Origin of the sequence: Pelagibacterium lacus, assembly GCF_003345525.1 — a bacterium.
Taxonomy (GTDB): Bacteria; Pseudomonadota; Alphaproteobacteria; order Rhizobiales; family Devosiaceae; genus Pelagibacterium; species Pelagibacterium lacus.
In genome coordinates this window covers 1-10,432 of sequence record NZ_QQNH01000045.1, presented here as the reverse complement: position 1 = coordinate 10,432, position 10,432 = coordinate 1, and the positions used below count along the sequence as shown (strand labels likewise).

General features: G+C 60.1%; 12 protein-coding genes and 1 pseudogene. 8 read left to right on the top strand and 5 right to left on the bottom strand.

The window, feature by feature from the left end; all coding sequences use genetic code 11:
- The first annotated feature begins 232 nt into the window (after positions 1 to 232).
- From DVH29_RS15655 to DVH29_RS16280, 6 genes are all read left to right on the top strand, one after another.
- Entirely contained in the window at positions 233 to 634 is a 402-nt protein-coding gene (locus DVH29_RS15655) for a helix-turn-helix domain-containing protein (protein WP_114647123.1), read from the top strand.
- A 170-nt stretch (positions 635 to 804) separates the two neighbouring features.
- Positions 805 to 1,602 carry an NYN domain-containing protein gene (locus DVH29_RS15650; protein ID WP_158541707.1) on the top strand — a complete coding sequence of 266 codons (798 nt, stop codon included), beginning with the start codon at positions 805 to 807 and terminating at the stop codon, positions 1,600 to 1,602.
- Between the two features lie 452 nt (positions 1,603 to 2,054).
- Positions 2,055 to 2,654: a hypothetical protein gene (locus DVH29_RS15645; RefSeq protein WP_114647121.1), complete on the top strand. Its 600-nt coding sequence runs from the start codon at positions 2,055 to 2,057 to the stop codon at positions 2,652 to 2,654.
- A gap of 140 nt (positions 2,655 to 2,794) precedes the next feature.
- The gene (locus tag DVH29_RS15640) at positions 2,795 to 3,328 is read left to right on the top strand and encodes an HI_0983 family protein (RefSeq protein WP_245945042.1); all 534 of its coding nucleotides are present in this window, start codon (positions 2,795 to 2,797) and stop codon (positions 3,326 to 3,328) included.
- 117 nt (positions 3,329 to 3,445) lie between these two features.
- Complete coding sequence (locus tag DVH29_RS16285) at positions 3,446 to 3,868, top strand: hypothetical protein (protein ID WP_147276141.1); 423 nt, start codon at positions 3,446 to 3,448, stop codon at positions 3,866 to 3,868.
- Positions 3,869 to 4,083: 215 nt separating this feature from the next.
- Positions 4,084 to 4,326 (top strand): hypothetical protein, encoded by a 243-nt coding sequence (locus DVH29_RS16280; RefSeq protein ID WP_147276140.1) that lies wholly within the window; start codon positions 4,084 to 4,086, stop codon positions 4,324 to 4,326.
- A gap of 15 nt (positions 4,327 to 4,341) precedes the next feature.
- On the opposite strand, the gene DVH29_RS15635 is transcribed toward DVH29_RS16280, so the two are convergent.
- Genes DVH29_RS15635 through DVH29_RS15615 form a run of 5 tightly spaced genes read right to left on the bottom strand, consistent with a single transcriptional unit; the run spans position 4,342 to position 8,504 of the window.
- Positions 4,342 to 6,468: a peptidase domain-containing ABC transporter gene (locus tag DVH29_RS15635; protein ID WP_114647119.1), complete on the bottom strand. Its 2,127-nt coding sequence runs from the start codon at positions 6,466 to 6,468 to the stop codon at positions 4,342 to 4,344.
- Between the two features lie 11 nt (positions 6,469 to 6,479).
- Complete coding sequence (locus tag DVH29_RS15630) at positions 6,480 to 7,745, bottom strand: HlyD family secretion protein (protein WP_114647118.1); 1,266 nt, start codon at positions 7,743 to 7,745, stop codon at positions 6,480 to 6,482.
- A gap of 58 nt (positions 7,746 to 7,803) precedes the next feature.
- The gene (locus DVH29_RS15625; RefSeq protein WP_114647117.1) at positions 7,804 to 8,067 is read right to left on the bottom strand and encodes a class IIb bacteriocin, lactobin A/cerein 7B family; all 264 of its coding nucleotides are present in this window, start codon (positions 8,065 to 8,067) and stop codon (positions 7,804 to 7,806) included.
- A 37-nt stretch (positions 8,068 to 8,104) separates the two neighbouring features.
- A complete protein-coding gene (locus DVH29_RS15620) occupies positions 8,105 to 8,284 on the bottom strand; it encodes a hypothetical protein (protein WP_114647116.1) in 180 nt (59 codons plus the stop codon).
- A 31-nt stretch (positions 8,285 to 8,315) separates the two neighbouring features.
- Positions 8,316 to 8,504 (bottom strand): hypothetical protein, encoded by a 189-nt coding sequence (locus DVH29_RS15615; protein ID WP_114647115.1) that lies wholly within the window; start codon positions 8,502 to 8,504, stop codon positions 8,316 to 8,318.
- A 372-nt stretch (positions 8,505 to 8,876) separates the two neighbouring features.
- Here DVH29_RS15615 and DVH29_RS15610 point away from each other — a divergent pair, with 372 nt between their 5' ends.
- The gene (locus DVH29_RS15610; protein WP_147276139.1) at positions 8,877 to 9,317 is read left to right on the top strand and encodes a hypothetical protein; all 441 of its coding nucleotides are present in this window, start codon (positions 8,877 to 8,879) and stop codon (positions 9,315 to 9,317) included.
- 27 nt (positions 9,318 to 9,344) lie between these two features.
- A pseudogene (locus DVH29_RS15605) lies at positions 9,345 to 9,549 on the top strand (transposase); the annotation flags it as partial.
- Positions 9,550 to 10,432: the final 883 nt, after the last annotated feature.

The window sequence follows — 10,432 nt, the reverse complement described above, 5'->3', positions numbered from 1 at the left end:
ATAGGTGGACGACTTTTAAGCCGCCCGCAGCAGGACAATCCAGCCGCTACCGTGGACTAATTTTGCACCGCCGTTCTCATATGGGACTTCTTGTTTACCCACTATGCCAATCGCCACGAAAATTCGGACGCTCCTACCGGGAGGCTCGGGGTCATCCAGAACAGTCCCGATCATGCGTTCGTTATAAATCAAGCAAGTTCAACAGCATTACACATTGCTTGAAAGGCGATCGATGCCCACCAAACCTTATGCCGATAGCCGTCTGACCCGTTTCCTCGGGAAGCGGATTCTCGAACTGCGTTCCATCAAGAGCCAGGCCCAGGTGGCAGCCGAGGCAGGGTTTCTCAATCCCAGCATGCTGTCGATGCTCAAGAACGGCAGCGCGCCGCTGCCCATCGACAGAGTTCCGGCCTTGGCGACGGCGCTGGATGTTGATCCGCGCTACCTTCTGCAGCTGGCCCTTGAACAGCGGCTGGATGCAACCGCAATGCGTACCCTCGAGGATATTCTCGGCACGATCGTCACGCGCAACGAGATCGTATGGCTGAATGAACTGCGTGATGCTTCCGGACACACCAATCCCACCCTCACGGCGCGCGCCCGTTCCACCCTGCGGTCGATCTTCGGGAAATAGCAATATGCACAATGGCATAAAAGCACAGGTCAGATGTCGTCCCGGCGATCGCATTAAGAAGGAGTTGTGGCTTATGGCACTTGGCCACGGTGGACAGCCACCTATGCCCACGATCGAGAGAATGGGAGTTATCAAACGACTTGTGGCGGGTTGGGCAAAGGAGGATGAGCATGCGTAAAATACTGGCCAGGCCGGCCCTCTGGCTTCGCATTCTTCAAAGGAAGACGGTGCGCCGCCCGAGGATCGCAATCTTGATAGATGGAGATGGTGTCGCGCCCAAGAATGCAAAGCGCGTGCTGCAAAGCGTATCGAGACGCGGACATATCTCGGTCCAGCGCGTCTATGGAAACTTCTCGGGGACAACGTCTCGCTATTGGTCGAAAATTATCTCTGCCAACGGGATGGTCGCGCATCGCATGCCTACATTGGTGCCGGGAAAGAACGCGTCTGACATCGCACTCGCCATCGATGCCATCGAGCTGTTGCTCACTCACAAGATCGACATCTTCGTGCTCATCGCCAGCGATAGCGATTTTACGCCGCTCGCTCATCGAATTCGAGCAGCCGGTAAGCATGTTATGGGCTTCGGACAAAAAACGACACCACGGCCCTTCCGGCGCGCCTGCACAAAATTCCAGGAGATGCGACCGATCCCTCGAGTGAATCTCCCTGCACTACCGTTGAAGACCAGATTTTCCCGTGCTGAAGCATTGTTGCTGCCCGAACTCCGCAAATTGTGTGTAGATGGACAGCCCGTTTCTCTGAGCATATTTGGCCAACACATCTTCGAAAAGATGCCTGACTTTGAGATTTCCGCTTACGGTCGGCGCACGCTGAATAAGTTGCTGCGCGCACTTCCTTCCGTCGAAGTGCTGGTGGTGGGTGGGCAGCACTATGCACGACCAGCTATCGTCAGCCCAGGATTAGTCGAGGATTTGCAACGGAATGTCTCAAGTTCGGAACAATAAGTTGAAGTCCTAGGAAAACCCCACCACAGCGATAGGGATCGATCGGGGTGCAGCGATGTCAGGTGGTCCTAACCTCCGCTTTGGCAGAGCTCTTTAGTCATCACGTATTGTGCGGTTAGCCGATCTTGAAGAGAAAGCCGTGCAGTTCCTGCTCGAAAGGCACTGGTAGTCCCCAAGGCTTCGAGCGAGCAGGGTTGGACATGATCGTAGTCCACGGAACTGCTCTGAGATCATCAACCCCATCCGCACGATGAAGACGACCGTACGTGCCCCCAACAATGCCACATTCATTCACGAGCCTGTGATTGCCCCAGTCGCGGCGGACCTCCCTGCTTGGGGTGAGGGTCGGCCTGCCAGCAGCCCCCCATTGTATCGGCAGGTCGGCCCTTTCGGCCAAGGATTGATGCCCGCTGAGCGTCCAAGCTTATGATATCGACATCCTGGAGCTACCAATGAAGCCTTTGATTGTGTCCGCTGCTGCCCTGTTCGCATCCGCAACGTTGGGATGGGGAGTGAGTGCAGCTGATCTCGCCGCGCAACTGGACGCCGTGGCGTCGGCGGTCAACGCTGAGGATTTGGAGGCAATCGGCTGTCCAGACGACCCCGCTGAGATCATCGCTGATCTCGATGGCCAATGGTTCATGCTGGGCAATGCCGTGCGGAACTGGGGCACGGAGGGTGTAGGGTTTGGACCGGAGGATCTGGAACGGAGCCAGACAAGAAACTGCTCGGATGGCGCCGATTCTACATTCTATCGGGTGATCGGGGACACCGAGTTTACGGTTCGCGAGGTGCTTCCCAGCTATGACACCGAACTGACCCAGACGCTCATACACATCGAGGGGCGACGGTTCTCCGTGTCTGTCGATATCGATGAGTTGATGCGCTCTTACGGCCAGGAGGATGCCAGCGAGACCGTCAGGGCGGAAATGGAGGAGATGGTGGCGCTTCTCGAAGAGCAGGGGATAGAGTTCTGGCGGCCCTCGGCTGATATCCTCATCGCCGCCGGGCCATTCGGCATTGACGTAAGTGGCCGCTGTCCAGCGTCCTGATTTGGCAAAAACTCACTCTGCAAACTTGCGGCACTGGACCAATGGCGCCCGGCCCTGCATCGTCCTAGCTGTGATATTCAATGCCAGAGGCTTCAATGATGCACTCCAAACTAATCGCTTTGGCCGCTATGGTCCTCCTTTTGCCTACCCCCGCCCTCGCCCAATCCGACTTGCTGGGCGTGCCCGGGCCGATCTCATTTCAGGGGCAGGATTATGTCCTGGCCTGGACATCCCAGCCTTCGGACGCCTATTTCAAGCAGGAATATGTGCCAGCCGGCCAGACAGTCCAAGCCTATACGGACATGGTGCTCGTCGAAGCGGTGGCCGGCGCCATCACGCCGGCGCAGGCCGCAGCATTGCAGGTCCAGTCGCTCGCCGCGCGTAAGGAGACCGATCCGGTGGCCAACCACGAGATCATCCACAACGATGCGACCGGTGAAGTGCTGCTCGACTTCGTTGTTAGCGACCTCAGTGCCGATCCGATCCTGATCGAATGGAACGCCTATCGCTATATGCCGCTGGCTGAAGGCGAAGGCGTCGCCCTGTTCGCCGTCAGCCGCAGGGCCTATGGCGACGAAGGCGCGCGAGAATTCCTGGGTAGCCTGGGGGCAGTGCGCGGCGAGGCGATCAATGCCCTTGCTGTTTTCGATATCCCCACGATCAGTATCCGCTGACGGAGATATTGGGTGACTGCCAGGAAAGCCACTAAGGATCCTGTTCCCCGCAACGGCGCTCTGTGTTTTCCTCTTGTCGGAATCTGGCGCTGGCTTCCGGGGTTCCCGATAGCGGTCATGGTCGTCGTAACGGTCTGTGTTTCCTGGCTGGCTAGCGGTTCGGATGCCTGGTGGCTGGCCCCTGTTGTTGTCACGCCAGCCTTCATTCTGGCAATCATTATGGCTCACGACATGTTGGGCCTGCGTCTTTGGATCGACGGGCAAGGCGTGACCTATCGTGGCTTGGGCTACTGTGTCGACGCTCCCTGGGATCGGATTGCTGTCGGTCGAGACCCTCAAGGTAAATCGCTGACTTTGATCGATCCTTCGGCATCGACCGCAGGATGGTTCGGCGTTCTTTTTTCCGTGGCCCATAGCCTTGCCCCAGGCCGGGGGCGGGCGGCCCGATATCTTATGCGATCCGTTCCGCTCTACTGTTTTGATCAGATTGCCGTTGCCGCGGCGATACGCCGATACGCGCCCGATGACCTGGTCCATTGAGCGCCGATAGTACGCGACAAGCATCCTCCGGCGCCGGGCACGAGGAACTGGCTTTTGTAGACATAAAATGGCGCCCCGCCCAAGGATGCACGATTGTTGCGCGTTCTTATGCTTCAATGCGGCAAGCGATTGGAGAGTGACCGGCATGAAGTATCTCGCGGCCCTCATGATCGCCGCCACCGGCCAGCGCGGCGCCATCAGGCAACGCCGCCGATGTGCTTGAAGATGTTGGTGACGGCTGGAAAACACAAGGCTGGACCATCACGCGCTACCGCCCCCTCGACAATGGCAGCCTGAACATCGCGGCAATTGATCCTGCGACAGGCGATGGCTTTGCTCTCGATTCGAGCTTTGAAACCGAAGCGGATATTTACGTCGTTGGATTTTTCAACACGCCTTGCCACAAGCACTCGCCGGGGCCAGCCCCGTTTGGCCGCATGGAATGGGATGCCGATTAGCTATGGCTTGTCCTTTCATGCTGCCTGATCCTCTGACCGGGGGTTGAGAAACAGCACGCGATCGGTGGCGTCCAGGGTCGATTGCCTGTGGGCGATGACCAGCCTTGTCATCGGCAGGGACCTGACTGCCTGGTTGATGCGGCATTCATTATCAGGATCGAGATGGCTCGTTGCCTCATCCAGCAGCAATAGACCGGGGCGGCGAGCGATGGCGCGAGCAAGGACGATGCGCTGGCGTTGCCCGCCCGAAAGCGTGCTGCCCATGTCGCCGACCAGCGTTTCATATCCCATTGGCATGGCCATAATCTCGTCATGGACGGCGGCCATCTGTGCGCATTGGACGATCCAGTCGGGATTGATGGCCGGATCGAAGCCGGCGATATTCTCATGGATCGAGCCAGCAAACAGCCGGTCGTCCTGTAACACGCAACCGATCCTGTGGCGGTAGTTGACCAGCCCCATGGCGTCGGGAGATTTCCCGTCGATCAGGACCTGGCCGGCGGTGGGGGTGGCCAAGCCGGAGATCAGCTTGAGCAGCGTGGATTTTCCGGTGCCCGAGGGGCCGGCAATGCCCACGCATTCCCCGGCCTCGATGCGGAACGAAAGGTTATCCAAGACCAGCGGCTCGTTGTCCGCATAGCGGAACCCCAATTGGCGGATGTCGAGCGCGGCGGGCTTGTAGGCAGGCGCGGTAGCGGCGGGACGGGCCGTGACACGGTCGTCGGCCTCCTCTGGCTCTGAAAGCGCGATATCGGCGATGCGCTCGCCATGCAACGACAGCATCCGGAATTCGAGCAGCACGTCGATGAAGCCGTTGATGCGGCTGGCAAACTGGTCCTTATAGGCGAGGAACGCAACGAACATTCCCACTGAAAGGTCACCCAGCAATACCGCGCCGATGCCGAAATAGATGATCAGCAAGCGATCGATGCTAAACAACGCGGTGCTCGCCGCCTGGAACCAGGCGTCAAATTTCTGCACCCGCAATTCGGCATTCACACGTTCGACGAGGTTGTTGATCCACCCCTCGCGCCGCCGCGTTTCGAGATTGAGCACCTTGAGGCTGCTGATGCCGCGCACCGATTCCATGAAGTGCGAATTTTCCTGCGCTGTCTGGCTGATGGCCTCTTCCGAGAGGGCGCGATAGGGCTGGTAGGTCGCCATGCGCATAAGCGCGTAGAGGGCGACACTGGCCAACGCTACCCAGATCAGCCAGCCGCCATAGAGCCACATCATGGCAATGAGCGCGACGGACATGATCCCATCGAGAAATGCGCGCACCGCGTCATTGGTGAGTGTCCGCTGCACGGCGTCGAGCGAGCCGAAGCGTGAGACGACATCGCCCACATGCCGGCGCTCGAAATAGCGTAATGGCAGGCGCATCAGGTGGTCGAACAGCCCGACCTTCCATTGCAGGGCAAGGCTTGTTCCGATGGTCATGGTCATCCAGGTCCGCGCAAACCCCGCCGCCACCTGCAGCGTCACCAGCAGAGCTAGCGCCAATGCAATGATCGTCAAAAGATCATGATCGGCGGCGACCACCACCTCGTCGAGGATGAGTTGGAAGCCGATGGGTGCGGCGATCACGGCCAGTTCGAGCAGCAGGGAAATGGCGAGAATCTGCATCGCCGCCTTGCCGATGCCGGTCGTGCGTCGCACCAGGTCGCCAATGCGAATGGCGACCTTCTCATTGCGCTTTTCAAACTGGTCGGTGGGCCAGGCCTCCAGCGCAACGCCGGTGAATTTCGCCGAGACCTCGGAAAGCGGCACCTCGCGGCGCCCGAAACCGGGATCGTGGATGGTCGCCGAACGCGCGCCGACCGAGGTGAGCACCACGAAATGATTGTGCTCCCAATGGAGCACGCAGGGCAGGCGCAGCTTGGCCAGATCGTCGAGCTCAAGCCGCAGCGCACGGGTGGCGAGCTTCAGATCGGCGCCAATGCCGATCAGGTCGCGCATGGTGACGCCCTTCATCGAGGCAGAAAAGCGCCGGCGCATGGCGGGCATGTCGAGCCGGTGGCCATGGCGCGCCGCGATCATGGCCATGCAGGCCAGCCCGCATTCGGCGGCTTCGGTTTGCAGTACCACGGGCGTGGTGCGCGCGAAACGAGCGGAGATGCGCCGGGTGAGTTCGAGCGACATGGTGGGTTTCCTCACAGTTCGGCGGCCGTGGCGACGCCGCCGCGCAGGCCGTAGAGGGGTTCGAGAATCCATTGGTAGAGCGGGCGGGTATCGACCAGCAGATGCGCGCTGACTTCCATGCCGGCCTGCAGCGGCTCCTGGTGCCCATAGGCGTTGACGAAGGCCAGTTCAGGCTGGGCAACAACGCGGTAGAAGCCGGCATCCCCCATCCCCATGCCGCCGATCTGCGCGACCTCCTCGGGGCGCAGGGTGGCGCGAGAAATCTCGGCGATCTCGGCCCGGTACTGCCCGAATTTCTGGTAGGGGAACGCCTGGTAGCGCAGCAGCACATCGCCGCCCTCGCGCAAAAACCCGATGGCGCTGGACGGCACGATCAATTGCGCCACCAGCGGCTGTTCGGTGGGCACGATGGTCAGGAGCGGGCTGCCGGCGGTGACCGTCTGTCCGGCTAGGGTCGAGATGGCGGTGACGACACCCTCGCGCGGAGCGGTAATGGTGATCTGCCGCCGCGCTTCGCCCTCGGAAATCTGCTGTTCGACATCGAGAACCTGCTGGTGCAATTGCCCGATCCGGTCGGCGCTGGCGAGATCGAAATTCGCCAATTGCGTGCGCAACTGGCTGAGTTCGCCCGCCAGTTCCGCCTTTTCGCGCTCCAGCAGGGGGAGGCGGGTCCGTTCGGCATGATAGGCCTGCAAACGCCCCTCCACCTCGCCGGACACTGAAATGCCCTTGTCGAGCAGGTCGAGCTGGCGGTCGGCGAAGGCGCGCAATTGCTCGGTGAAGTCCACCGATAGCGCGATCTGCTCCTCGATCTGCGGCAATTGGTATTCCAGCGTTTCGATCTGTTGCTCGAGGCGCTGCTTTTCGGCTGCGTCCAGCGCGCTCTGGCGCTCGAGGGCGGCCTGGAGCTCGTCACGCTTGGCATTGAGGATGTCGCTGATCGCATCCTGGGTATTGCCCAGGGCGGTGGTGATATCCACCCCGATCCGATAGAGCACATCGCCTCTCCGCACCTCGTCGCCATCGGCGACGGCGATGTCGATCACCCAGCCGCCCTGTGGCGCGGTCATGCGCGTTATACCCGCGACGGGCATGACGATCCCTGCCACCTCGACGCGCCGCGTATAGCTGCCCAGCGAGACGAACAGGATCGCCGCGATGACGAACAGGATGGAAAACCACGCAAACACCCGGGTCGACAGGCTGGACAGGACAATGGGTCGGCCCAGCCAGGCATGGCGTTTGGCTTCCAGCGATTCGGGACGGAAAAGCGACATTGATGATGTCTCCCACAATTGGGATGGCGCGGCCGGCGCGCCATCCCGGATCAAGGGGTTAGCGGGTCATCAGGCTGGTTGCGGCGCCCACCGCTACGGCCTTGGCGCCGAACATGCCGGTCACCGCACCGCCATAGCCACCCAGCGCGATGGCGCCGAAAAAGCCGCCGACACCGCCCAGAAGCGCAGCTCCGGCGATCTGGCCGGCGTTACCGCCCGATACGGCTGCACCGACGCCGCCGATCACGGCCCCCAGCACCGCTCCGCCGGGGCCGACGCCGCCGGAAACGTCTTCGATTTCATTGGTCTTGAGTTCACGCATCGATATTCTCCTTGGTTTGAATGGTTGTGCGCGCCGATCAGATCAGCGGTAGGGCAGGGCAGATCGGCAGCGGCATGGGGCCGATAGGCAAGATCGGCACGGGCCTTTGGGGCGGAATCACCGGGCGGACCGGGCGCTGCGGAGGGATGGGCAGGGGCTTGATGCGGCACGTGCCACCCGCGACCTGCGCGAGGTTTTCCATGGGAAGGGTTTTCATGGTTGTGTCTCCAAAAAAGGTTGGGAGTAGATCAGTTGAGGACCCAATCGATGGCGTCGAGGATTTGGGTGTCGTAGCGATTGTAGATCGCCGACCCGACCCGCCAGCCGAAGCGCGCGGCGCTTGCCACGGCGCGGGGATTGCCCCCCGCGACCAGTTCGACCTGGGACAAGTCGAGTTCGATCAGGCCGTCATTGCTCCTGTAGTTTTGGTCCAACATCGCTTTCTCCTTTGGTTGATGTGGTGAGGCAGGTGCCCCGTTCTGCCAATGCGCCGAATCCGGGCACTGGAAGGCCTCCCGGTGCGGCGGGTCCCGCGCCGGTACGTCTGATATTTTTCTTTGGGGGTAGCGCTCGTTGCGAGCCTGCGACGCTCTTAGCGCGCGATTGTCGTCCGGTTCATCGTCGTCCCTCCGCCTATGGGTCTGTTGTGCTCATAGGACGTCGCGCCGACCGGCAACATTGGTGCGCGATGACAATTTTTTATGCAGCAGAATGCTTGGGGTCGGGCCAAGATGTGCAAGGGTCCGACCGTCCAATCAGCACTATACAGGAACGGGAGTTTGCAAATGCGCAGAGCGATGATCGGAAGCGTGCTGATCGCTGCGGCGGGGTTGGTCGGAGCTGCGGTCCTTTATGGGAGCGTCTTTCATGAAGTACCCTTGGCGAAGGGCGCATTGTTCGAAGCGCTGGTCGAAGCCTCAGAGGGCGGGGAGGACAATCTGACCGAGGTCTTCGCGCCTTTCGTTGCCGCAGATGATCCACTGGAAGATCGTGTTCCACCTCTGCTGGCCAACGGCTTTCGCTGCGATATGCGCCCGGCCAGCGTCGAGGACAGCACCATGCTCGTATGTCGCCGTCCGCTTGAGGGCACCCGCTATTGCCAGGGGTTCTTCTATTTCGCCTACCAGACGGCCTCGGGCGAAATCATCGAAACGCTGGGCAGCACCTATGATGCGCGGCGCCGGGCTAATGCCTGGGGCCAATGCGACAATAATCGCGAGGCCTTCTTTGAACTATCGGGCGGCGCCTGATATCGCGTTTAATAGGACATGGCGATGGCAGATGCAGTTCGCCGGATCGGCGTTTTGGAGCTGACGTACTACAGGTGGCGCAAGCAGTATGGCGGCATGAGCCGGGACCAGTTGCGCCAGTTGAAGGAGCTCCAGAAGGAGCACGAGCGGCCGCGCAAGGCGGTGTCGGATCTGACGTCGGACAAGCTGAACCTGTCGGAGGCTGCAGGGGAAACTTCTGAGCCCCTCTCGTGACAGTGGGTTGGCAGGGAGGGCAAGCAGGCAGTCTACGCCGGCGGACCTTGATTTGCTTGCCGATAGAGCCAAACTGGGGTTGACAAGGTTTACATTCAGGTTGACACGGCGCCCAAATGTAACCCCTAGGGGCTGGAAATCGCCTAAAATACCTATTTGAACGTTGAAAGTGTCAACCCGCTAAGTTGACAGAAAGCCCAGTTTTGCTGGGGTAGGGTTGTCAAAGGTTTACATTTGGTTGACAGAAATGGACCAAAAACGTTTTTCCGCTAGGCCGACTCGATCGCGATATGAGCATCGTAGAAGAAAGGTTGCTTTTGCGCGGTAGAATTCCTGAAATAGCCAACCTTCGATTACTCGCCATACAAGGGTCAGGACCGCTGCCAAATCTGCAGCCCGCTGGCTGAAAAGCTATCTTGTTTCCTCCATGACGGGCCAGCGCATGTCGTAGCTAAATCTACGGACGTCCGGTAGGATAGCACATTGGTCACGGACTAACTTTCAATGCTCAGGGGGGATTATTGGGATTGTAGGAGGTTGCCCGAGGTTGCCCGAGGTGTGTTCGCGCATTGAATTCCGATAGTTTTGAGCACTGACCTCCTCTGCCCCGAGATCGGCATATGGCACTGGCGCCGACTTCCCGAAAGCCAGTGGCAGGTGACGCCCACCACGGCGCGCTTGCTTCGGCACTGGCGAACGCACGAATTTGCCAATCAGAAGCCCTTTTTCTGCCAGGTCGAGGCGGTGGAGACTGTCATCTGGATGACAGAAGTTGCTCCGCGCTCGTCATCGCAGGGACGCCTGAGAACGGCGGTGCAAAATTAGTCCACGGTAGCGGCTGGATTGTCCTGCTGCGGGCGGCTTAAAAGTCGTCCACCTAT

Bases quoted from the DNA above. Each gene is read 5' to 3' on its own strand.
- DVH29_RS15655 (WP_114647123.1), top strand. From the start codon at position 233: ATGCCCACCAAACCTTATGCCGATAGCCGTCTGACCCGTTTCCTCGGG.
- DVH29_RS15650 (WP_158541707.1), top strand. From the start codon at position 805: ATGCGTAAAATACTGGCCAGGCCGGCCCTCTGGCTTCGCATTCTTCAA.
- DVH29_RS15645 (WP_114647121.1), top strand. From the start codon at position 2,055: ATGAAGCCTTTGATTGTGTCCGCTGCTGCCCTGTTCGCATCCGCAACG.
- DVH29_RS16285 (WP_147276141.1), top strand. From the start codon at position 3,446: ATGGTCGTCGTAACGGTCTGTGTTTCCTGGCTGGCTAGCGGTTCGGAT.
- DVH29_RS15635 (WP_114647119.1), bottom strand. From the start codon at position 6,468: ATGTCGCTCGAACTCACCCGGCGCATCTCCGCTCGTTTCGCGCGCACC.
- DVH29_RS15630 (WP_114647118.1), bottom strand. From the start codon at position 7,745: ATGTCGCTTTTCCGTCCCGAATCGCTGGAAGCCAAACGCCATGCCTGG.
- DVH29_RS15625 (WP_114647117.1), bottom strand. From the start codon at position 8,067: ATGCGTGAACTCAAGACCAATGAAATCGAAGACGTTTCCGGCGGCGTC.
- DVH29_RS15620 (WP_114647116.1), bottom strand. From the start codon at position 8,284: ATGAAAACCCTTCCCATGGAAAACCTCGCGCAGGTCGCGGGTGGCACG.
- DVH29_RS15615 (WP_114647115.1), bottom strand. From the start codon at position 8,504: ATGTTGGACCAAAACTACAGGAGCAATGACGGCCTGATCGAACTCGAC.